Origin of the sequence: Pengzhenrongella sicca (assembly GCF_017569225.1) — a bacterium.
Lineage (GTDB): Bacteria > Actinomycetota > Actinomycetes > Actinomycetales > Cellulomonadaceae > Pengzhenrongella > Pengzhenrongella sicca.
This window is the reverse complement of record NZ_CP071868.1, coordinates 1,668,542-1,690,459: the sequence shown is the minus strand read 5'-3', so window position 1 is coordinate 1,690,459 and position 21,918 is coordinate 1,668,542. Positions and strand designations below refer to the sequence as shown.

At 74.0% G+C, this 21,918-nt stretch carries 18 protein-coding genes; 4 read left to right on the top strand and 14 right to left on the bottom strand.

The window, feature by feature from the left end; translation table 11 throughout:
- The first annotated feature begins 6 nt into the window (after positions 1-6).
- Genes cydB through cydC form a run of 3 tightly spaced genes read left to right on the top strand, consistent with a single transcriptional unit; the run spans position 7 to position 4,716 of the window.
- Positions 7-1,074: a cytochrome d ubiquinol oxidase subunit II gene (gene cydB / locus J4E96_RS07690; RefSeq protein WP_227425168.1), complete on the top strand. Its 1,068-nt coding sequence runs from the start codon at positions 7-9 to the stop codon at positions 1,072-1,074.
- Between the two features lie 4 nt (positions 1,075-1,078).
- Positions 1,079-2,770 (top strand): thiol reductant ABC exporter subunit CydD, encoded by a 1,692-nt coding sequence (cydD, locus tag J4E96_RS07685; protein WP_227425167.1) that lies wholly within the window; start codon positions 1,079-1,081, stop codon positions 2,768-2,770.
- On the top strand, positions 2,767-4,716 hold the full coding sequence (cydC, locus tag J4E96_RS07680; RefSeq protein WP_227425166.1) for a thiol reductant ABC exporter subunit CydC: 1,950 nt from the start codon (positions 2,767-2,769) through the stop codon (positions 4,714-4,716). The genes cydD and cydC overlap by 4 nt, the downstream gene beginning before the upstream one ends.
- A 51-nt stretch (positions 4,717-4,767) precedes the next feature.
- Here the strand turns inward: cydC and J4E96_RS07675 are convergent, their stop codons facing one another.
- Positions 4,768-5,019: a hypothetical protein gene (locus tag J4E96_RS07675; RefSeq protein WP_227425165.1), complete on the bottom strand. Its 252-nt coding sequence runs from the start codon at positions 5,017-5,019 to the stop codon at positions 4,768-4,770.
- 186 nt (positions 5,020-5,205) lie between these two features.
- On the opposite strand from J4E96_RS07675, the gene J4E96_RS07670 reads away from it, so the two are divergent.
- Entirely contained in the window at positions 5,206-5,778 is a 573-nt protein-coding gene (locus J4E96_RS07670; RefSeq protein WP_227425164.1) for a Dps family protein, read from the top strand.
- Between the two features lie 144 nt (positions 5,779-5,922).
- Here the strand turns inward: J4E96_RS07670 and pyk are convergent, their stop codons facing one another.
- The 13 genes from pyk to hisI all read right to left on the bottom strand — a co-directional run bounded on the left by pyk (position 5,923) and on the right by hisI (position 21,869).
- The gene (gene pyk / locus J4E96_RS07665) at positions 5,923-7,353 is read right to left on the bottom strand and encodes a pyruvate kinase (protein WP_227425163.1); all 1,431 of its coding nucleotides are present in this window, start codon (positions 7,351-7,353) and stop codon (positions 5,923-5,925) included.
- 157 nt (positions 7,354-7,510) lie between these two features.
- Positions 7,511-8,995 (bottom strand): glutamate synthase subunit beta, encoded by a 1,485-nt coding sequence (locus J4E96_RS07660; protein ID WP_227425162.1) that lies wholly within the window; start codon positions 8,993-8,995, stop codon positions 7,511-7,513.
- Positions 8,988-13,556, bottom strand: a complete 4,569-nt coding sequence (gene gltB, locus J4E96_RS07655) for a glutamate synthase large subunit (protein WP_227425161.1) — start codon at positions 13,554-13,556, stop codon at positions 8,988-8,990. Before gltB ends, J4E96_RS07660 begins: the two co-directional genes overlap by 8 nt.
- Before the next feature lie 159 nt (positions 13,557-13,715).
- Positions 13,716-14,651, bottom strand: coding sequence for a prolipoprotein diacylglyceryl transferase (gene lgt, locus J4E96_RS07650; RefSeq protein WP_227425160.1), 936 nt, complete (start codon positions 14,649-14,651; stop codon positions 13,716-13,718).
- Positions 14,648-15,493, bottom strand: a complete 846-nt coding sequence (gene trpA / locus J4E96_RS07645; protein ID WP_406620433.1) for a tryptophan synthase subunit alpha — start codon at positions 15,491-15,493, stop codon at positions 14,648-14,650. The genes lgt and trpA overlap by 4 nt, the downstream gene beginning before the upstream one ends.
- Positions 15,490-16,758: a tryptophan synthase subunit beta gene (gene trpB / locus J4E96_RS07640; RefSeq protein ID WP_406620453.1), complete on the bottom strand. Its 1,269-nt coding sequence runs from the start codon at positions 16,756-16,758 to the stop codon at positions 15,490-15,492. The genes trpA and trpB overlap by 4 nt, the downstream gene beginning before the upstream one ends.
- A gap of 65 nt (positions 16,759-16,823) precedes the next feature.
- Positions 16,824-17,651: an indole-3-glycerol phosphate synthase TrpC gene (gene trpC / locus J4E96_RS07635; RefSeq protein ID WP_227425159.1), complete on the bottom strand. Its 828-nt coding sequence runs from the start codon at positions 17,649-17,651 to the stop codon at positions 16,824-16,826.
- 140 nt (positions 17,652-17,791) lie between these two features.
- The gene (locus J4E96_RS07630) at positions 17,792-18,259 is read right to left on the bottom strand and encodes a DUF2752 domain-containing protein (protein ID WP_227425158.1); all 468 of its coding nucleotides are present in this window, start codon (positions 18,257-18,259) and stop codon (positions 17,792-17,794) included.
- A 19-nt stretch (positions 18,260-18,278) separates the two neighbouring features.
- A complete protein-coding gene (locus J4E96_RS07625; RefSeq protein ID WP_227425157.1) occupies positions 18,279-18,869 on the bottom strand; it encodes a DUF4190 domain-containing protein in 591 nt (196 codons plus the stop codon).
- 75 nt (positions 18,870-18,944) lie between these two features.
- Positions 18,945-19,253 (bottom strand): HGxxPAAW family protein, encoded by a 309-nt coding sequence (locus tag J4E96_RS07620; RefSeq protein ID WP_227425156.1) that lies wholly within the window; start codon positions 19,251-19,253, stop codon positions 18,945-18,947.
- 35 nt (positions 19,254-19,288) lie between these two features.
- Positions 19,289-19,894 carry a Trp biosynthesis-associated membrane protein gene (locus tag J4E96_RS07615; RefSeq protein ID WP_227425155.1) on the bottom strand — a complete coding sequence of 202 codons (606 nt, stop codon included), beginning with the start codon at positions 19,892-19,894 and terminating at the stop codon, positions 19,289-19,291.
- Positions 19,891-21,459 carry an anthranilate synthase component I gene (locus tag J4E96_RS07610; RefSeq protein ID WP_227425154.1) on the bottom strand — a complete coding sequence of 523 codons (1,569 nt, stop codon included), beginning with the start codon at positions 21,457-21,459 and terminating at the stop codon, positions 19,891-19,893. Before J4E96_RS07610 ends, J4E96_RS07615 begins: the two co-directional genes overlap by 4 nt.
- Positions 21,456-21,869 (bottom strand): phosphoribosyl-AMP cyclohydrolase, encoded by a 414-nt coding sequence (hisI, locus tag J4E96_RS07605; protein WP_227425153.1) that lies wholly within the window; start codon positions 21,867-21,869, stop codon positions 21,456-21,458. The genes J4E96_RS07610 and hisI overlap by 4 nt, the downstream gene beginning before the upstream one ends.
- Positions 21,870-21,918: the final 49 nt, after the last annotated feature.

The window sequence follows — 21,918 nt, the reverse complement described above, 5'->3', positions numbered from 1 at the left end:
TACATCATGGATCTCCCCCTCCTGTGGTTCCTGCTCATCGCCGTCCTATGGACGGGGTACCTCGTCCTCGAGGGCTTCGACTTCGGCGTCGGCATGCTGCTCAAGCCGTTCGCCCGCGACGAGACCGAGCGCCGGATGATGCTGCGCACGATCGGCCCCGTGTGGGACGGCAACGAGGTCTGGCTGCTCACGGCGGGCGGCGCGACCTTCGCGGCGTTCCCCGAGTGGTACGCCACGATGTTCTCGGGCTTCTACCTCCCGCTCCTGCTCATCCTGCTCGCCCTCATCGTGCGGATCTGCGCGCTCGAGTGGCGCGGGAAGATCAACTCCCCCGTGTGGCGCAACCGCGCCGACTGGGCACACACCGTCGGCGCCTGGGTGCCCGCGGTGCTGTGGGGAGTCGCGTTCGCGAACCTCGTCCAGGGCATGCACATCGAGGTGATCGACGGGAACCACCAGCTCACCGGCGGATTCTTCTCGCTCATCACGCCCTTCACCCTCCTCGGCGGGGTCACCACCGCCGCGCTGTTCGTCACGCACGGCGCCGTGTTCCTCGCGCTCAAGACGGACGGCGAGCTGCGTGTGCGCGCCGGCCTGCTCGCCCAGCGGCTGTCGGTCGTCTCCCTGCTGGTCGCGGCCGTCTGGGCCGTCTGGGCCCAGCTCGCGTTCTCCGCCAACGCGTTCTCGTGGCTGCCGCTGGTCGTCGCCGCGCTGGCGCTCGTGGGTGTCGTGCTCGCCACCCGGGCGGGGCGCGAGGGCTGGGCGTTCACGCTCAACGCCGTCGCGATCGCCGCGGCCGTCGCGCTGATCTTCTGCGTGATGTTCCCGAACGTCATGCCGTCCTCGCTCGACCCGGCCTGGTCGCTCACGATCGACGGGGCCTCCTCGACCCAGGCGACGCTCACGGTCATGACCGTGATCGCGCTGATCATGGTGCCCGTCGTGCTCGCGTACCAGGGCTGGACGTACTGGGTCTTCCGGCAGCGCCTCACTGCCTCGCACATCGGCCCCGCCGAGGGCCTGCACCCCTCGAACGTGCGCGCGTTCGCCGCACAGGATGCTCAGGCACAGTAGGTCTGTGAAACCCCTCGACCCGCGCCTGCTTCGGCACGCGCGTGCCGCCCGTCGCTACATCGCGATCACTGCGGTCACGGGCGTCGTGACCGCGGGGCTCGTGATCGCCCAGGCGCTGCTGATCGCACACGCGCTGGCGCCCGTCGTGACGGGCACGGCCGGGTGGGACCACGTCGTCGGCCTCCTGCCCGCCCTCGCGGGCGTCGTCGCGCTGCGCACCGCGGTGCTCGTCCTGCAGGAGTCCTGGGCGCACCGGGCCGCCACGGGGGTGATCACCGAGCTGCGCGAGCAGGTCCTCGTGCGCGCCGTCGCGCTGGGCCCGCGCTGGCTCGCGGCCGAGCAAGGCCCCGCCGTCGTCACTCTCGTCACGCGCGGCCTCGACGACCTCGAGCCCTACTTCGTGCGCTACCTCCCCCAGCTCGTCCTCGCCGCGACCGTGACGCCCGCGACCCTGGCGGTCGTGTTCGGGCTCGACCTCGTCGCGGCGCTGACCCTCGCCCTCACGCTGCCGCTGATCCCGGTGTTCATGTGGCTGATCGGCGTGCTCACGCAGCGCTTCGCGGCCGACCGGCTGGTCACGATGCAGCGCCTGGGCGCCCAGCTCCTCGACCTGCTCGCCGGGCTCGGCACGCTCAAGGCGCTCGGCCGCGAGCACGGCCCCGGGCACCGCGTCGGCGAGCTCGGGCGCGCGTACGCCCGCACGACGATGTCGACGCTGCGCGTGGCGTTCCTCTCGGGCGCCGTGCTCGAGTTCCTCGCCTCGATCGGGGTCGCCCTCGTCGCCGTCGGCGTGGGCATGCGGCTGGTCTACGGCCAGGTCGACCTCTTCACGGGCCTGGCGGTGATCATGCTCGCGCCCGAGGTCTACCGGCCACTGCGCGAGGTGGGCGCCCAGTTCCACGCGTCGGCCGACGGCATCGCCGCCGCCGCGCAGAGCTTCGCGGTCATCGAGCAGCCCCTGCCCGCGCCGGGCACGAGCCCCGCGCCCGACCTCGCGATCACGGACATCGTGCTCGACGACGTCAGCGTCGCGGCGCCCGGCCGGTCGACCTGGGCGCCGAGCGGGCTCAGCGCCCGGCTGCGCCCCGGCCGGGTCGTCGCGCTCGTGGGCCCGTCCGGCGCGGGCAAGACCACCGCCGCGGACCTCGTGCTCGGCCTGCTCCGGCCCGACACCGGCGCGATCCGGCTCGTCCCGACCGGCGCCGACGCCGGCACGGGGGTCGACCTCGCGGACGTCGACCCGGGCTCATGGTGGGCCCAGGTCGCGTGGGTCCCGCAGCGCCCGGTCATCGTCCCCGCGACCGTGCGCTCGAACGTCCTCGCCGACCCGGCCGGCGAGATCGACGAGCGCGCCCTCGCCGCCGCGCGGGCGACGGGCTTCGACGAGGTCGTCGCGGCGCTGCCCGGGGGCTGGGACACCCGGCTCGGGCAGGGCGGCGTCGGGCTCTCGCTCGGCCAGCGCCAGCGGCTCGCGCTCACCCGGGCGCTGCTGGGTCGGCACCCGCTCGTCGTCCTCGACGAGCCGACGGCGCACCTCGACGCGCGCGCGGAGGCGCACGTGCTCGCGGCCGTCGACGCGCTGCGCGGGCAGGGCCGCACGGTGCTCGTGATCGCGCACCGCGAGGCGCTCATCGCCCGCGCCGACGACGTCGTGCACGTCAGCGCGCGCGCCGCCGCCGAGCCGGTGGCCCGGTGACCGCGCCCGGCGTCGGCCTGCTGCCGTCGACCGAGCGCGTCGCGCTGCGCCGCGCCGTCGGGCTGCTCCGGCTCGACCGCCGTCGCCTCGCCGGCGCCGTGCTCGCAGGCGCCGTCGGGCTCGCCAGCGGCGTCGCGCTGACCGCGTGCGCCGCCTGGCTGATCGCGCGGGCGTCCCAGATGCCTCCCGTCCTGACCCTCTCGGTCGCCGCCGTCGCCGTGCGGCTGTTCGGAATCTCGCGCGCCGTGCTCCGCTACGTCGAGCGCCTGGCCTCGCACGACGTCGCACTGGCGGGCATGGCGTCCCTGCGCGAGAACGTCTACTCCCGCCTCGCCGACGGCCGCACCGACGCCGTGACCGCGCTGCGGCGCGGTGACCTGCTCGCCCGGACCGGGGCCGACGTCGACGCCGTCGGCGACGTCGTCGTGCGCGCGCTCGTGCCCGGCGCCGTCGCGGCGGTCGTGGGCGCGGGCTCCGTGCTGCTGGTGGGTTGGCTCGACGTCGGCGTCGGCGCGGTGCTCGCCGCCTGCCTCGCGCTCGCCGGGATCGCGGGGCCGGCCCTGACGATGCGGGCGGCCCGGCTCTCGGAGCGCGCGGAGCTGCTGGCCCGGAGCGAGATCGCCGCGACCGCGATGACGATGATCGACGGCGCGGGCGAGCTCACGGTCTCCGGCCGGCTGCTGCCGATGACCGCCGAGCTGCGCCGCGCCGAAGCCGACCTCGCGCGAGCCAAGGACGTCGCGGCCCGCCCGGCGGCGCTCGCCGCCGGGATCGACACCCTCGCGATGGGGCTCGCGGTGCTCGGCGCGCTGCTCATCGGGGTGCCGGCGACAGTCGCCGGCACCATGGCGCCGGTCGCCCTCGCGGTGGTCGTGCTGACCCCGCTGGCGGCGTTCGAGGGCACCGCGCTGCTCGGGCCCGCCGCGCGCCAGCTCGTGCGGTCCGGCGGCGCGGCCGCGCGGATCATGGCCCTGCTCGACTCCGCCGCCGCGGTCGACGCCGGACCCGCGAGCCAGCCTGTCGCCGCCCGGTCCGCCGGCGCCGGCCCCGCGCCGATAGGCGTCCACCCCGCGTCGATTGACGTCGGCCCCGCGTCGACTGGCGACACCACCGCGCGGCTGCGCGCGCGCGGCGTCGCCGTCCGCTGGCCCTCCGGGCCAGTCGTGGCCGCGGGGATCGACCTCGACGCCGCGCCGGGACGCGCGGTCGCCGTCGTCGGCGCGAGCGGGAGCGGCAAGACGACGCTCCTGCTCACGCTCGCCGGCCTGCTGCCGACGGCGGCCGGCGAGCTGACCCTCGACGGGCGCGCGCTGTGGGGTCAGGACCGTGCGGCGGTCAGCGACCAGGTGGTGCTCACCGCGGAGGACGCGCACGTCTTCGAGACCACGGTGCTCGAGAACCTGCGGGTCGCGCGCGGCGATGTGACCCGCGCCGAGGCGACCTCGCTGCTCGCCCGGGCCGAGCTCGGGCCGTGGCTCGCCGGGCTCCCCGATGGGATCGACACGATGCTCGGCTCGAACGCCACGACCATCTCCGGCGGCGAGCGACGCCGCCTGCTGCTCGCGCGGGCGCTCGCGAGCAGGGCCCCGCTCCTGCTGCTGGACGAGCCTGCCGAGCACCTCGACCGCGGCGCGGCCGACCGCCTCGTGGCCGACCTGATCCGCACCGCGCACACGCACGCGACCGACGGCGGCCCCCACCGCCGCGGGATCGTGCTGGTCACGCACCGGCTGGCCGCGCTGGCCGAGGCCGACGAGGTGATCCTGATCGGCCGCGCGCCGAGCCCTGCTCCCGCGGCGGGCGCTGCCCCGTCGCCCGGCGCCGTCCCATCGCCGGGCGCCGACCTCCCGACGGTGCTGGCGCGCGGTACGCACGAGCACCTGCTCGCGACGGTCGCGGAGTACCGCTGGGCGGCGGACCAGGAGCAGGCCGCGGCCACGCGGTAGCGCCGCCCTCTCCCGCGCGCGGGCCCGCGGCCGTCGCGGCCTCCCGGGGGCTCAGATGGTGTCGCCGGCGTCCCAGGACGAGCCCGAGCTCTCGTGCTCCTGCCAGCGCGCCTCGGCGGCGGTGAGCGATCGGGGCGCGTTGCCGGCGTCCCCGCCCGAGCGCACGTCGACGGGCTCGTCTGACGGCTCGGCCCCACCCGGAGCCGGCCCGTCGAGGGCAGGCTCGGCGGGCGGGTCGGCGGCAGCGGCGGTTGGCGATCCCGCCGGATCGGTCGGGTCGGCGGCTCGCGACGAGGTGCTCATGGAACCGTCCTACCGCGCGGCGCGCCACGGCGCACCCCGGTCTCAGCCCGAGGACGAGGCCGCGCTCGCGGACAACGACTCTCGCCGTGCGGGAGTGCGGGTTCCGGGAAAGGATGGAACTGGGCTCGCCGCACAAGGGCACCCGACCCGCGCGCACTGCGCACCCGCACCACAGGAGGACGTCACATGGCTCGCCGCACCGATCTGCCGAAGTTCACCGTTCCGTCGCTGACCGCCGAGGACGGCGCCGCGGTCGCGACCATCCTGCAGGGCCGCCTGCACGCGCTGAACGACCTCGCGCTGACGCTCAAGCACATCCACTGGAACGTCGTCGGCCCGCACTTCATCGCGGTCCACGAGATGCTCGACCCCCAGGTCGAGGCGGTCCGGGCGATGGTCGACGCGGTCGCCGAGCGGATCGCGACCCTCGGGGTCGCACCGAAGGGCACGCCGGGCGCGATCGTCGCGGAGCGGACCTGGGACGACTACTCCATCGGCCGGGCCGGCGCGATCGAGCACCTCGGCGCGCTCGACGCCGTGTACCAGGGCGTCATCGAGTCGCACCGCGCGGCGGCCGCCGAGACCGAGGAGCTCGACGCGGTCACGAACGACCTGCTGGTCGGGGAGCTGGGCGAGCTCGAGCTGTTCCACTGGTTCGTACGCGCGCACCTGGAGTCCTCGGGCGGCGCCCTGAGCACCAACGGCGCCGTCACCGAGCGCGGCGCGGCCACCAAGGCCTCGGCCGGCGCGAAGAGCTAGCCCGCAGCGCGCAAGACCGCCGCACCGTCACACTCGGCGAAGGATTCTCGGCGGGTGTGACGGTACGGCGGTCGTGTGTGGTGCAGTTGCTCGAGTTCAGCCGCGCTCGGGTTCAGTAGCCCGGGGTGCGATCACACAGGTCGGTCAGGGGCGGCGGTGGCCGGACTCTTCGCCGATCTTGTGCACGAGGATCGAGTTCGTCGTGCCGGGGATGCCGACCGGGGCACCCGAGACGATCACGACGTAGTCGCCGAACTCGGCGAGACCGTTGGCGCGCAAGGTCTGGTCGACCTGCGTCACCATCTCGTCGGTGTCGTCGACGCTCGCGACCTCGTAGCTCTGCACGCCCCAGCTCAGCGAGAGCATGTTGCGCACGGTCGTGACGGGCGTGAACGCGAGCAGCGGGATCGCCGAGCGCAGCCGCGACATGCGCCGCGCCGAGTCGCCCGACTGGGTGAACGTGACGAGGTACTTCACGCCCATCGTCTCGCCGATCTCGGCGGCCGCGCGGGTGATCGCGCCACCGCGCGTGTGCGGGCTGGAGCCCAGGGGCGCCATCCGCTCGGCGCCGAACTCCTCGGTGTTCTCGATGATCCGCGCCATCGTGCGCACGGCCTCGATCGGGAACGCGCCCATCGCCGTCTCGCCCGAGAGCATGACCGCGTCGGCGCCGTCGAGCACCGCGTTGGCGCAGTCGGACGCCTCGGCGCGCGTCGGGCGCGGGGCCGAGATCATCGACTCGAGCACCTGGGTGGCGACGATGACGGGCTTGGCGCTGCGGCGGGCGAGCTCGACCGCGCGCTTCTGCACCAGCGGGACCTGCTCGAGGGGCATCTCGACGCCGAGGTCGCCGCGGGCGACCATGATGCCGTCGAACGCGTCGACGATCTCGGCGAGGTTCTCGACGGCCTGCGGCTTCTCGATCTTGGCGATGACGGGGACGACTCGTCCCTCTTCCTCCATGATCCGGCGCACGTCGTCGTAGTCCGCCGCGCTACGCACGAAGGACAGCGCGATGAGGTCGCAGCCGATGTTCAGGCCCCAGCGGAGGTCCGCCTCGTCCTTGTCGGACATCGCCGGCACGGAGACCGCGACACCCGGGAGGTTCAGGCCCTTGTTGTTGGAGACCGGGCCGGCCACCTCGACGCGGGTGACGACGCGGTTGCCCTCGACGGCCGTGATGCGCACGAGGACGCGGCCGTCGTCGATCAGGATCGGGTCGCCGACGCGGGCGTCGTTCGGCAGGCCCTTGTGGGTCGTGGAGACGAGGTCCTTGGTGCCGGGCACGTCGTCGGTCGTGATCGTGAACACGTCACCGATCGCGAGCTCGTGCTTGGTCTCGACGAACTTGCCGAGCCGGATCTTCGGGCCCTGCAGGTCGACCAGGACGGCGACCGACCGGCCGGACGCCTTGGCCGCGGCGCGCACGTTGTTGTACACGCGCTCGTGGACCTCGGTGTCGCCGTGGCTCCGGTTCAGGCGGGCCACGTCCATGCCGGCGTCAACCAGGGCCTGGATCTGCTCGGCGGACTCCGTGGCGGGTCCGATGGTGCATACAATTTTCGCTCTGCGCATGTCAGGAAGCCTAGGCCTTTCTTGGGTGTGGACTCCGTGCCCATGGTCCCGGAGCCGCACCCGGCCGCCGTGCCTAAGGGATCACGAAGAACTGCTCTACGGACAACTGCTGGCTGGACTGGTCTGTGGACTGCGCGAGGACTGCGCGTGGGACTGTTTAGGGACGGAGAGCGACCGTGCTCGCCGTGATCGGGAACGGCAGCTCCGTGCTGCCGGACAGGTAGGCGTCGACCGACGCCGCCGCCGCGCGGCCCTCGGCGATCGCCCAGACGATGAGCGACTGGCCGCGACCGGCGTCGCCCGCGACGAAGACGCCCGGGACGCTCGTGGCGTAGTCCTCCCCGCGCGCGACCCAGCCGCGGCCGGTGAGGTCGGCCCCGGTCTGCGCCGTCAGGTCGGCGGTCTCCGGCCCCGTGAAGCCCATCGCGATGAGGATGAGGTCCGCCGGGATGTCGCGCTCGGTGCCGGCGGTCGGCACGCGCCGGCCGTCGGGCAGGTACTCGGTGCGCGCGAGGCGGAGCGCGCGCACGTGCCCGGCGTCAGCCCCCGTGCCGGGCACGAACTCGACCGTCGAGGCGAGGTAGTCGCGCTCACCGCCCTCGGCGTGCGAGCTCGACACCTCGAACACGAGCGGGTCCGTCGGCCACGGCTGGTGCGGGGGGCGGCTGATCGGCGGGCGCTTGCCGATGGCGAGCGTCGTCACCGACGCCGCCCCCTGGCGCAGCGCGGTGCCGAGGCAGTCCGAGCCCGTGTCGCCGCCCCCGATGATGACGACGTGCCGGCCGGTCGCGACGACCTGGTCGGCCACCTCGCGACCCGCCGTCACGGCGTTCGACTGGTGCAGGTACTCCATCGCGAGGTGCACGCCCTCGAGCTCGCGGCCGGGGAGCGCGAGCTCGCGCGGGACCGTCGCGCCGGTCGCGATGACGACGGCGTCGTAGCGCGCCCGCAGGTCCGTCCAGGAGATGTCCCGGCCGATCTCGATGCCGGGCCGGAACCGGGTGCCCTCGGCCGCCATCTGCGTGAGCCGGCGGTCGATGTGCCGCTTCTCGAGCTTGAAGTCCGGCACGCCGTACCGCAGCAGGCCGCCGATCGCGTCGTCCCGCTCGTACACGGCGACGGTGTGGCCGGCGCGCGTGAGCTGCTGCGCGGCCGCGAGGCCGGCCGGCCCGGAGCCGACCACGGCGACGGTGAACGCGGTGAGCCGTTGCGGGACCTGCGGCACGACGAGGCCGCGCTCGAACGCCTCGTCGACGATCGAGACCTCGATGTTCTTGATCGTCACCGGCGGCTGGTTGATCCCCAGCACGCACGCCGACTCGCACGGCGCGGGGCAGATGCGACCCGTGAACTCCGGGAAGTTGTTCGTGGCGTGCAGCCGCTCGATCGCGTCGCCCCACTGGCCCTGGCGCGCGAGGTCGTTCCACTCCGGGATGAGGTTGCCGAGCGGGCAGCCCTGGTGGCAGAACGGGATGCCGCAGTCCATGCACCGCGTCGCCTGCCGCGTGAGCATCGCCAGGTCGTCCGGGTGCCGCACGCGGTGCGCGTGCACCTCGCGCCAGTCGAGCAGCCGCACCGGGACGGCGCGGTCGGCCGGCAGCTCGCGGTCCCGGATCTTCAGGTAGCCGCGCGGGTCAGCCACGGGAGACCTCGAGGATCTGCTCCCACACGGCGGGCTCGGACGGGTCGAGGCCGTCGGCCGTCGCCCGCGCCATCGCGTCGGTGATCCGGGCGTACTCGGCGGGCAGCACCCGGGTGAACCGGCCGACCATGGCCCGCGGATCCCCCAGCAGCTCGGCCGCGAGCGGCGAACCGGTCTCGGCGAGGTAGCGGCCCAGCAGGGCCTCGAGCAGCTCGGCGTCGGCGGCGTCGGCACTCGAGAGCGTGAGCTCGCCCGCGGCGAGCGCGGCCGCGTTCACGGCCTCGCGGCGCAGGTCGAGCACGTAGGCGGTGCCGCCCGACATACCCGCGGCGAAGTTGCGCCCGGTGCGCCCGAGCACGACGACCGTGCCGCCCGTCATGTACTCGCAGCCGTGGTCGCCCACGCCCTCGACGACAAGCGTCGCGCCGGAGTTGCGCACGGCGAACCGCTCGCCGACGACTCCGCGCAGGAAGATCTCCCCCGACGTCGCGCCGTACCCGATGACGTTGCCCGCGATCACGTCGCGGTCGCCGCGCAGCACCGCGGTCCGGTCGGGGCGCACGACGATGCGGCCGCCCGACAGGCCCTTGCCGACGTAGTCGTTCGCGTCGCCGTGCAGCCGGATCGTGATCCCGGCGGGCAGGAACGCGCCGAGGGACTGGCCGGCCGAGCCGGTCAGGGTCAGGTCGATCGTCCCGGCGGGCAGGCCCGCGCTGCCGAACCGCTTGGTCACCTCGTGCCCGAGCATCGTGCCGACGGTGCGGTTGACGTTGCGGACCGGCAGCTCGATCCGGACGGGCTCGGCGCGCTCGAGCGCGTCGGACGCGAGGGCGATCAGCCGGTTGTCGAGGGCCTTGGCGAGCCCGTGGTCCTGGGTGGTCGTGTTCCGCAGCGACGAGCCGGGCGCCGGCGCGGGCGCCGCGAGCACCGGGGCGAGGTCGAGGCCGTCGGCCTTCCAGTGCTCGATGGCGGTGCGGGCATCGAGAGCGTCGACGTGCCCGACGGCCTCGGCGATCGTCCGGAAGCCGAGCGCCGCGAGGTGCTCGCGCACCTCCTGGGCGATGTACTCGAAGAACGTGACGATGAACTCCGGCTTGCCCGTGAAGCGGGCCCGCAGCTCGGGGTTCTGGGTGGCGACGCCGACGGGGCACGTGTCGAGGTGACACACGCGCATCATGACGCAGCCCGAGACGACCAGCGGCGCCGTCGCGAAACCGAACTCCTCAGCGCCGAGCAGCGCGGCCACGACGACGTCGCGACCCGTCTTGAGCTGCCCGTCGACCTGCACCACGATGCGGTCGCGCAGCCGGTTGAGCACGAGCGTCTGCTGCGTGTCGGCCAGCCCGATCTCCCACGGGCCGCCCGCGTGCTTGAGCGAGGTGAGCGGGCTCGCGCCCGTGCCGCCGTCGTGCCCGGAGATGAGCACCACGTCGGCGTGCGCCTTGGACACGCCCGCCGCGACCGTGCCGACCCCGACCTGGCTCACGAGCTTGACGTGCACGCGCGCGGCCGGGTTGGCGTTCTTGAGGTCGTGGATGAGCTGGGCGAGGTCCTCGATCGAGTAGATGTCGTGGTGCGGCGGCGGGGAGATGAGGCCGACGCCGGGCGTCGAGTGCCGCGTGGCCGCGATGGCCGGGGAGACCTTGTGCCCGGGCAGCTGGCCGCCCTCGCCGGGCTTGGCGCCCTGGGCCATCTTGATCTGCAGGTCGTCCGCGTTGGTCAGGTAGTCGCTCGTGACGCCGAACCGGCCCGAGGCGACCTGCTTGATCGCGCTGCGGCGCTTGGGGTCGCGCAGCCGCTCCGGGTCCTCGCCGCCCTCGCCGGTGTTGGAGCGCCCGCCGAGCTGGTTCATCGCGATCGCCATGGTCTCGTGCGCCTCGGCCGAGATCGAGCCGTAGGACATGGCGCCCGTGTTGAACCGCTTGACGATCTCGCTGACGGGCTCGACCTCGTCGAGCGGGACGGCCGGGCGGGCGCCGTCGGTGAAGGACAGCAGGCCACGCAGCGTCATCAGGCGGCGCGACTGGTCGTCGACGCGCCGCGTGTACTCACGGAAGACGTCCATCTGGCGGGTCCGGGTCGAGTGCTGCAGCCGGAACACCGTCTCGGGGTCGAACAGGTGCTCCTCGCCGTCGCGGCGCCACTGGTACTCGCCGCCCACGGCCAGCCGCTTGTGCGGCAGCGGGTTGCCGCTGCGCGGGTACGCGTCGGCGTGCCGGGCGGCCACCTCGGCCGCGACGACGTCGAGGCCGATGCCGCCGAGCCGGCTCGTCGTGCCCGTGAAATAGGTGTCGACGAACTCCTGCGACAGCCCGATGGCCTCGAAGACCTGGGAGCCGCGATAGGACATGATCGTCGAGATCCCCATCTTGCTCATGACCTTCAGGACGCCCTTGCCGAGCGCCTTGATGAGGTTGGCCACCGCCTTCTCGGGGGTCACGGCGAGGTAGCCGGCGATCGCGAGGTCCTCGACGGTCTCCATCGCGAGGTAGGGGTTCACGGCGGCCGCGCCGTACCCGATGAGCAGCGCGACGTGGTGCACCTCGCGCACGTCGCCCGCCTCGATCACCAGCGAGATCCGGGTCCGGGTGCGCCGCCGCAGCAGGTGGTGGTGCACGGCGCTCGTGAGCAGGAGCGAGGGGATCGCCGCGAGGTCCGCGTCGCCGTCGCGGTCGGACAGCACGATGAAGTTGATCCCGGCCTCGATGGCCGCGTCGACCTGGGCGAAGATCTCCTCGAGCCGCGCCTCGAGCGCCGCGCCGCCGCCGCCGACGCGATACAGGCCGCGCACCGTGATGGCCTGGAACGTCCCGCCGAGCTTGGGGTCGCGCTGCACGCGCGCGATCTTCGCGAGCTCGTCGTTGTCGATGACCGGGAACGGGAGCACGAGCTTGCGCGCGTGCTCGGGGCTGTCCTCGAGCAGGTTCGGCTCGGTGCCGATCGCGCCGCCGATCGAGGTGACGAGCTCCTCGCGGATAGCGTCGAGTGGCGGGTTCGTGACCTGGGCGAACATCTGGGTGAAGTAGTCGAACAGCAGGCGCGGCCGGGTCGACAGGACCGCGAGCGGGGTGTCCGAGCCCATCGCGCCGAGCGGCTCGCCGCCGGTGGACGCGATCGGGCTGAGGATGATCTTGAGCTCCTCCTCGGTGTACCCGAACGCGCGCTGGCGCCGGTGCACGGAGGCGCGCGAGTGCGCGACGTGCTCGCGCTCGGGCAGGTCGGGCAGCGCGATCGCGTTCTCGGTGACCCACTGCGCGTACGGGCGCTGCGAGGCGAGCTGGGACTTGATCTCCTCGTCCTCGACGATCCGGCCGGCGCCGGTGTCGACCAGGAACATCCGCCCGGGCTCGAGCCGGCCCTTGCGGACCACCGTCGACGGGTCGATGTCGAGGACCCCGGCCTCCGAGGCGAGCACGACGAGCCCGTCCTCGGTGACCCAGTACCGGCCGGGCCGCAGCCCGTTACGGTCCAGGACGGCGCCGATGAGCGTGCCGTCCGTGAACGCGAGCGCGGCGGGGCCGTCCCACGGCTCCATCAACGACGCGTGGTACTCGTAGAACGCGCGCCGGGCCGGGTCCATCTCCGCGTGGTTCTCCCACGCCTCGGGGATCATCATGAGCACGGCGTGCGGCAGCGTCCGCCCGGCCAGGTGCAGCAGCTCGAGCACCTCGTCGAAGCTCGCCGAGTCGCTCGACCCGTCGCTGCAGACGGGGAGCAGGGGGGCGAGGTCGCCGAGCTTCTCGCTCGCCAGCGTGCTCTCGCGCGCGCTCATCCAGTTGCGGTTGCCGCGCACGGTGTTGATCTCGCCGTTGTGCGCGACGAGCCGGAACGGCTGCGCGAGCGGCCAGGACGGGAACGTGTTCGTGGAGAACCGCGAGTGGACCAGCGCGAGCTCGCTCGCGTACCGGGGGTCGGACAGGTCGGGGAAGAACGGCTCGAGCTGGCCGGTGGTGAGCATGCCCTTGTAGGTGATGGTCCGCGCGGACAGCGACGCGAAGTACACGTTCGCCTCGCGCTCGCCGCGGCGGCGCAGCCGGAACGCGCGGCGGTCGAGCTCGAGGCCGGACAGCTCGCCCGACGGGTCCGCGACCACGAGGTGGCGGAAGAACGGCATCGAGTCGCGCGCGGTCGGCCCGACCAGGTCGGCCGTGACCGGCACGTCGCGCCACGCGAGCACGTCGAGCTTCTCCTCAGCCGCGATCGACTCGAGGATGCGGACCGCCGTGGCCCGCGCCGCCTCGTCGACGGGCAGGAACGCCATCCCGATCGCGTAGTGGCCGGCGGGCGGCAAGTCCGCGCCGATCACGTCGCGCATGAAGGCGTCCGGGATCTGGGTGAGGATGCCCGCGCCGTCGCCGCTGTCGGCCTCGGCGCCGACGGCGCCGCGGTGGTCGAGGTTGAGCAGCGCCGTGAGGCCAGCGTCGACGATGTCGCGTCCGGGCGTGCCGCGCAGGGTCGCCACGAACGCGACGCCGCAGGCGTCGTGCTCGTTCGCGGGGTCGTACAGGCCGACCTGGGCCGGAGCGCTCGCTCCGGCCGTGCTTCTCGACGCCGTGGTCATCTGAACCGCCCTCACCGTCTCCGACCGAACCAGCCAGAGAATTGCGCGAACATGGGTGGACGTGGGGACGCCATCGGCCCGTACGTGTTGCTGTGGACGATACCTCCCGGAAACACTCCGGGTCATACCGTCCGCCAACGGCGACCTCGTGACGATGAGTCAGAGGGTTCGCTCTGCCGGGTCCTGCTCGCCGGGTGCTGCTGGTGCTGCGGGTGCTTCCGGTGCGGGTTCTTGCGGTGCTGCGAGCAGGACGGTCGTCTCACGCCCGGGGTGTCGGCGCCCGACCACCACGAACGCTACCAGCGCGCTCACCCCCACGAGGATCGAGGTCCAGACGTTGATGCGGAGCCCGGCGACCTGCACGGCGGGGTCGATCCGGAGCAGCTCGATCCAGAGCCGCCCGACCGTGTAGAAGACCACGTACAGCAGGAAGACGCGGCCGTGACCGAGCCGGAAGCGCCGGTCCAGGTAGACCAGCAGGGCCGCCGCCGCGAGGTTCCAGAGCAGCTCGTACAGGAACGTGGGGTGGAACAGCGTGTCGGCCGGGAAGTCGGCCGGGAACGTCGGCCCGGCGGGATCGATCTCGAGCCCCCACGGCAGCGTCGTCGGGCCGCCGAACAGCTCCTGGTTGAACCAGTTGCCGAGTCGGCCGATCGCCTGGGCGACGAGCAGCGCCGGCGCCAGCGTGTCGGCGAACGGCGCGAACCTGACCCCCTGGCGCCGGCAACCGATCCAGGCGCCGACCGCGCCGAACGCGACCGCCCCCCAGATGCCGAGGCCGCCCTCCCAGATGTACAGGGCCCGGATCGGGTCCCCGCCCTCCCCGAAATACGCGGCGGGCGAGCTGATGACGTGATAGATCCGGCCGCCGATGATGCCGAACGGCACGGCCCAGAACGCGATCTCGAGCACCTGCTCCGGATCGCCCCCGCGCTCGGCCCAGCGCCGCTGCGCGATCCAGGTCGCGGCGGCGATGCCGAGCAGGATCGCGAAGGCGTACGCCCGCAGCGGGAACGGGCCGAGGTGCCAGACGGCGGTCGGCGGGCTGGGGATCGAGGCCGGGACCAGCCCGGCCAGCGCAGCGAGTGGGATCACCGGCTGATCGTACGGCCAGCCGACCGGACGCCCGCGGCGAGACCCTCCGTCACATCGCGCAGCGCGCGGATCCCCGCGGCGATCCCGTCCGCCTCGAGCAGCGGGCGAACCAGCGCGGAGCCGACGATGACGCCGTCGGCGTACGCGGCGACGTCGGCCGCCTGCTCCGGGCGCGAGACGCCGAGGCCGACGCACACGCGCTCGGCGCCGGCCCGACGCGTCGCGGTGACGAGCTCGTGCGCGCGGACGCCGAGCGACGTCCGCTCGCCCGTGACGCCCATGGTCGACGCCGCGTACACGAACCCGCGCGCCGCGGCGGACGTCGCGGCGAGCCGCTCGGGCGACGAGCTGGGCGCGACGAGGAAGACGCGGTCGAGCCCGTGCGCGTCGGACGCGGCCATCCAGTCGGCGGCCTCGTCGGGGATGAGGTCGGGCGTGATCAGCCCGGCGCCGCCGGCCTCCGCGAGGTCGCGCGCGAACGCGTCGACGCCGTAGTGCATGACCGGGTTCCAGTACGTCATCACGAGCACCGGGGCGCCCGTCTGCGCGATCTGCTCGACCGCCGTGAAGACGTCGCGCACGCGCGAGCCGCCCGCGAGCGCGTGCTCGACGGCGCGCTGGATGACCGGCCCGTCCATGCCCGGGTCGGAGTAGGGCACGCCGAGCTCGACGATGTCGACGCCGGCCTCGACCATCGCGGTCGCCGCGGCGATCGACCCGGCGACGTCGGGGTAGCCGAGCGGCAGGTAGCCCACGAGCGCGGCGCGCCCCTGTGCGTTCAACGCGTCGAGCCGGTCGGCGACCTGGCTCCGGATCGCCACGGGAGGCGTCCCGGCGCTCACAGCTGCTCCCCCGGGACGTCGGCGACGACGGCGGCGGGGTCGTCGTCCAGCAGCCCGAACCACGCGGCCGCGGTCTCGACGTCCTTGTCGCCGCGTCCGGACAGGTTCACCAGGATCACGGCGTCCGGCCCGAGCTCGAGGCCGAGGTCGATCGCGCCGGCGAGCGCGTGCGCGGACTCGATGGCCGGGATGATGCCCTCGGTGCGGCACAGCAGGCGGAAGGCCTCCATGGCGCGCGCGTCGGTGATCGGCCGGTACTCGGCGCGGTGGATGCTCGCGAGCCAGGAGTGCTCGGGGCCGACGCCGGGATAGTCGAGGCCCGCCGAGATCGAGTGGCTCTCGATCGTCTGGCCGTCCTCGTCCTGCAGCAGGAACGACCGCGCGCCGTGCAGCACGCCGGGGCTGCCCGCGGTGATCGTCGCCGCGTGCCGACCGGTCTCGACGCCGTCACCGGCGGCCTCGAGGCCGACCAGGCGCACGCCCGGGTCGTCGAGGAAGGCGTGGAAGATGCCGATCGCGTTCGACCCGCCGCCGACGCAGGCCGCGACGACGTCCGGCAGACGCCCGACGAGCTCAAGCACCTGCTCGCGGGCCTCCTCGCCGATGATGCGCTGAAGGTCGCGGACCATCGCGGGGAACGGGTGGGGGCCCGCGACGGTGCCGAAGACGTAGTTGGTGGTCTCGACGTTGGTCACCCAGTCGCGGAACGCCTCGTTGATCGCGTCCTTGAGCGTGCGGGAGCCGGTGGTCACCGGGATGACCTCGGCACCCAGCAGGCGCATCCGCGCGACGTTGAGGGCCTGCCGGCGGGTGTCCTCCTCGCCCATGTAGATCACGCACTCGAGGTCGAACAGGGCGGCTGCGGTCGCGGTCGCGACGCCGTGCTGGCCCGCGCCGGTCTCGGCGATGATGCGCGTCTTGCCGATCCGCTTGGTGAGCAGCGCCTGGCCGAGCACGTTGTTGATCTTGTGCGAGCCGGTGTGGTTGAGGTCCTCGCGCTTGAGGATGATGCGCGCGCCGCCGGCGTGCGCGGCGAACCGCGGGATCTCGGTGATGATGCTGGGCCGGCCGGTGTAGGTGCGGTGCAGCCGCGACAGCGCCGCCTGGAACTCCGGGTCGACCTTGGCCTTGCTGTACTCCGTGTCGAGCTCGTCGAGCGCCGCGATGAGCGCCTCGGGCACGAACCGGCCGCCGAACTCGCCGAAGTACGGGCCCGCGGTCATCGCGAGCGACGCCGGCGCCGCCCGGCCGTCGCTGGTCTGCATCGTGGTGTCCTGCTCCACTACGGGCTGCTCCTTCGGTTCGTCGGGTCGACCGCGCCCGGCTGGGGTCACGGGCGCGTGGGTCGCTGGCGGACGGCCCGCAGCGACGGGTGCGATCCGGCCGCCACCAGATCGGCGACCGACTCGCGGGGGGCGTCGTCGGTGACCAGCGCCTCGCCGACCAGGACGGCGTCGGCTCCCTCGCGGGCGAACGCCATCACGTCGTGCGGGCCACGCACACCCGACTCCGCGACGCGCACGATGTGCGCGGGGATCAGGGGGGCGAGCCGGGCGAACGTGCCCCGGTCCACCTCGAGCGTCTTGAGGTCGCGGGCGTTGACGCCGATCAGCAACGCCCCGGCGTCGACGGCGCGCTCGACCTCGTCGGCGGTGTGCACCTCGACGAGCGCCGTCATGCCGAGCGAGCGCACGCGCTCGATGAACGAGGTGAGCACGGTCTGCTCGAGCGCGGCCACGATCAGCAGGACGAGGTCGGCGCCGTAGGCGCGCGCCTCCCAGATCTGGTACGGCGTGACCACGAAGTCCTTGCGGAGCACGGGGATGTCGACGGCGCCGCGCACCGCGGCGAGATCGGCGAGCGAACCGCGGAAGCGGCGGCCCTCGGTGAGCACCGAGATGACAGCGGCCCCGCCCTTCTCGTACTCGGCGGCCAGGGCGGCGGGATCGGCGATCGGCGCGAGCGCACCCTTGCTCGGGCTGGAGCGCTTGACCTCGGCGATCACGGCGACGGCGGCCTCGTCGTGCAGGCGGCTCAGGCTCTCCTTCGCCTCCGGCGTGCGGGCGGCTCGTTCCTTCAGCGCGCTCAGCGACGTCTTGGCTTCGCGGACGGCGAGATCTTCGCGAACCCCCACGATGATGTCATCCAGGATGGTCATCGGTGCCCCATCTCCCCCTTGCTGGTCAGTTCGCATCCGCCCCTTGGCTCAAGGAGGACTCGCTCTCATCGTAGAGCGGGGCCCGACGGCACCCGACCACCCACCGCTGCCGCCCGCGCCGCCGTCTCACTCCGCGAGGCTCACGGCGCGAGCCAGGGCGCAAGCGCGGGCACGTTCCGCGCCGCCGCGAAGCCCAGCACCACGACGAGCACGACCCACGCGAGGGCGGCGCTACGGAGGCCGCCCGCCCCGGCCGAGCCGCCCGCGCGCGCCCGCGCGAACCACCGCGCCCACGCGATCGCGACGAACGGCAGCGCGGCGACCAGCAGGGGGTTCATCGCCCACGCGCCCGCGACGTCCAGCCGGCTGAGGTCGTGCACGGCCCGGAGCCCGCCGCACGCGGCGCAGTACAGGCCGGTCGACGCGAGCAGGGGGCACGTGAGGTAGTGCCCGGGGCGGTTCGGGTCGACGAGCGCGACGTACGCGCTCGCCGCGAGCGCGAGGCCCGCGGCGAGCAGCGGCGCCCGGACGCCGCGCAGCGGCGACAGGCCCGCGCGCGCTTGGCCCGCGCGCGCGAGGTCGACCTGGCGGGCGGGCGGCGGTGCCACGGGACGGCCCGGTCGAACGTCAGTAGCCGCTGTTCACCGAGTAGGAGGAGTCCCAGTTCCCGGTGGCCGCGATGATGATGATGCCGACGATCACCAGCACGCTCAGCACGGTCGAGATCCAGCCGAGCACGACGCCCGCGACCGCCATCCCGCGGTTGTTCGCCTGGCCCTCCGCGACGGCGCGCTTGGCCATGGTGCCCACGATGATCGCGGGGATTCCCGTGAACAGACCGCACGAGAGCACGAAGCTCACGATGCCCAGCACGAGCGCCCAGATGCCGAGGCTGTTCTTGGGGTACCCGTAAGCGGGCGCCTGGCCGTAGTACGGGCTCTGCTGCCCGGGGTACGGCGCCGCGCCGTACTGCGGGGCGCCCTGCTGGCCGTACTGCGGGGCGCCATAGGCGGGCTGCTGACCGGGAGCCTGCTCGCCGTACGCGGGCGGCTGCGCACCGTACGCGGGCGGCTGCGCGCCGTAGGCCGGCGGCTGCGCACCGTACGGCGGCGGGGGGGTCGGGGCGCCGGTCGGCGGCGTGGGCCCTCCCGGCGCGGCGGGCTGCTCGGGGTCGCGCCCGACAGCGAAGGGATCCTGCTCAGCGTTCGGATCCGTCATGGGGTCCTCCAGTGGTGACGGCCGCGGGGCTGCTGCCCGGGCGGCGAGACGAGGTGCGGGCGGGCCGGGCGAGGCTCAGTGGCCGCGGCCGGCCGCTCGGGCGCGCTCCTGGCGGGCCAGCGTGTTCGCGCCGCCCTGCCCGTAGCCCGCCATCTGCAAGATCTTGCCGATCACGATCCCCACCACGACCACGACGAGGCCGGCCCAGAAGAGCCAGGTCATGGCGAGCAGGACCGCGACTGCGGCGATGGTCCCCCCGACGAGCACCACCGTGACGGTCGTCCACGCGGCGATGGTCCGGCCGTGGTTGGCCCACGGCGCGCTGGGGGGCAAGGAGGCGATCTCGGCGGCTGGCGCCGAGTGCTCTGCGGACTGGTCGACCATCGGAAGAAGCCTTTCATCTGCGGACACGTTCAACCCTAGCGAAGTTGCGGGTCGGTCGGGTCCTCGCCGCGCGTGAGCAGGTCCCAGGCCGCCCGGTCGTCGTCGGGGCTCGGGCCCGCGGCCGGGACGCCGCGGTCGTGCCGCCGCGACGACAGGGGCCACCGCCGGGACGTCGCGGCGATCCACCCCGCCACGGCCACGGCGACCGCGCCGAGCGCGACGGCGACGATCGGTGCGGCCGTGAGCGTCACGGGCGCCGCCAGCGCCGCGACGCCGGTCGCCTCGGCGACGGCCGCTCCGGCGGCGGCGCCCGGGTCGCTGGTGACGGCGAGGGCGGACGCGGCCAGCAGGACCCCGCCGGCCGCGATCACGGCCGCGACGACCCAGCGCCCGATCGGGCCGACCAGGGCCAGCGCGGCCGCCGCCGCGAGCAGGACGAGGGCCGCCGCCGCCGCGCCCGGCGCCGCCTGCGTCCCCGTGACCTCGACCGGCACCTCGCCGGCCAGCACCGTCGAGCCGGCGGTGCGCAGCCACACGGGTCCGCCGACCGCGAACGCGCCGATCGCGAGCACCAGGACGACGACGACGCCGCGCCGCCGCCCGGAGGCGCGGCGTCGATCCGCGGGCGCGGCTGCCGTCACCGGCGCTCGCCCGCCGGCCGGAGCCGGGCCGCGACCTGGACCGCGCGGACGGCCGCGGCGGCCTTGTTGCGCGACTCGGCGTACTCGAGCGCGGGCACGGAGTCCGCGACGATGCCGCCGCCCGCCTGGACGCTCGCCCGTCCGTCGGCGATCAGGGCCGTGCGGATGGCGATGGCCATGTCCATGTCGCCCGCGAAGTCGAAGTAGCCGGCCGTGCCGCCGTAGATGCCGCGGCGGGCCGGCTCGAGCGCGTCGATGAGCGCCATCGCGCGCGGCTTGGGCGCCCCGGACAGGGTGCCCGCGGGGAACGTCGCAACGAAGGCCTCGAGCGCGGTCGCGCCGGGCCGCAGCCGGCCGACGACGGTCGAGCAGATGTGCATGATGTGGCTGAACCGCTTGACCACCATGAACTCGACCACCTCGACGCTCGCGGGCTCGCACACCTTGACCAGGTCGTTGCGCGAGAGGTCCACGAGCATGATGTGCTCGGCGCACTCCTTCGGGTCGGCCAGGAGCTCCTCGCCGAGGGCGACGTCCTCGACTGGCGTCGCGCCGCGCGGGCGGGAGCCGGCGATCGGGAAGGTCACCACGCGGCCGTCGGTCACCTTGATCAGGGTCTCGGGGCTCGAGCCGACGACGGCGAAGTCCCGGCCCGCCGCGTCCTGGAGCTGCAGGTAGTACATGTAAGGGCTCGGGTTGATGGTGCGCAGCACCCGGTAGACGTCGATGGGCGCGGCGGGGCAGTCCAGGTCGAGGCGCTGGGAGATGACGACCTGGAAGACCTCGCCGTCCCGGATGGCCTCCTTGCCGACACGGACCGCCTCCTCGAACTCGGCACGCGTGGACCGGAACTCCAGCGCCGGCTCGGCGGCGTCCGCGAGCACCGCGGTGGCGGGAGCCGCGGGGTGGTCCAGCCCGTCCTGCATCGCGTCGAGCCGGCGGACGGCGTCCGCATACGCGTCGTCGACGCGCTCGTCGGTGTCGTCGAAGTTGATGGCGTTCGCGATGAGCCAGACCGAGCCGTCGAGATGGTCGACGACGGCGAGGTCGGTGGCCAGGCACAGCGTGAGCTCGGGCACGCCGAGCTCGTCGGGCGCGTTGGCGGGGAGCGTCGGCTCCCAGTGCCGGACGACGTCCCAGCCGAGCGCGCCCACCATCCCCCCGGTGAGCGGCGGCAGGCCGGGGATCGCCGGCGTACGCAGCACCTCGAGCGTCTGGCCGAGCACGTCGAGCGGGCTCCCCTGCGTCGGCACCCCCGCCGGGACGTCGCCGCACCACACCGCGCGGCCGTCCACCGCGGTGAGCGTCGCGCGCGAGGCCACCCCGATGAAGGAGTACCGCGACCACCCGCCGTCCACCTCGGCGGACTCGAGGATGAACGTCCCCGGGCGACCGCCCGCGAGCGTGCGATAGAGCCCGACGGGAGTGACGTCGTCGGCCAGGAGGCGGCGCACGACCGGGATCACCCGGCGGTCGGCCGCGAGCCCACGGAAGTCGGCGAGCGCCGGCCACGTCCCGCCCCACGGCACGTCGGCGACGACCGCGGGCAGCGCGGGCGCGCTCACGGCCGCTCCCCGACGACGGCGTCGAGCGGCCCGCCCGCGTCGAAGCACGTGTGCGCGCCGGTGTGGCAGGCGGCCCCGACCTGGTCGACCCGCACGAGCAGCGCGTCGCCGTCGCAGTCGATCGCGACCGACCGGACGAACTGGGTGTGCCCGGAGGTGTCCCCCTTGCGCCAGTACTCCCCGCGCGAGCGGCTCCAGTACGTGACCCGACCCGAGGTCAGGGTCCGGCGCACCGCCTCGTCGTCCATCCAGCCGACCATGAGCACCTCGCCGGTGTCGTGCTGCTGGACGACGGCCGCGACGAGCCCGGCCGGGTCGCGCTTGAGCCGGGCGGCGATGGCCGGGTCGAGCGCTGGGGCGTTCGAAGCGGCGGGGTTCGAAGCGGCGGTGGGAGGGGGCTCGGTGGACACGCCCCGATCCTCGCACGGAGCGCCCCCGCCCCCTTCGCCGACTGCGCCC

Coding starts and splice junctions, on each gene's coding strand:
- J4E96_RS07675 (WP_227425165.1), bottom strand. CDS start 5,019: ATGAGCACCTCGTCGCGAGCCGCCGACCCGACCGATCCGGCGGGATCG.
- J4E96_RS07625 (WP_227425157.1), bottom strand. CDS start 18,869: ATGACGGATCCGAACGCTGAGCAGGATCCCTTCGCTGTCGGGCGCGAC.
- cydB (WP_227425168.1), top strand. CDS start 7: ATGGATCTCCCCCTCCTGTGGTTCCTGCTCATCGCCGTCCTATGGACG.
- trpC (WP_227425159.1), bottom strand. CDS start 17,651: ATGACCATCCTGGATGACATCATCGTGGGGGTTCGCGAAGATCTCGCC.
- pyk (WP_227425163.1), bottom strand. CDS start 7,353: ATGCGCAGAGCGAAAATTGTATGCACCATCGGACCCGCCACGGAGTCC.
- J4E96_RS07620 (WP_227425156.1), bottom strand. CDS start 19,253: ATGGTCGACCAGTCCGCAGAGCACTCGGCGCCAGCCGCCGAGATCGCC.
- trpB (WP_406620453.1), bottom strand. CDS start 16,758: ATGCAGACCAGCGACGGCCGGGCGGCGCCGGCGTCGCTCGCGATGACC.
- J4E96_RS07670 (WP_227425164.1), top strand. CDS start 5,206: ATGGCTCGCCGCACCGATCTGCCGAAGTTCACCGTTCCGTCGCTGACC.
- gltB (WP_227425161.1), bottom strand. CDS start 13,556: ATGACCACGGCGTCGAGAAGCACGGCCGGAGCGAGCGCTCCGGCCCAG.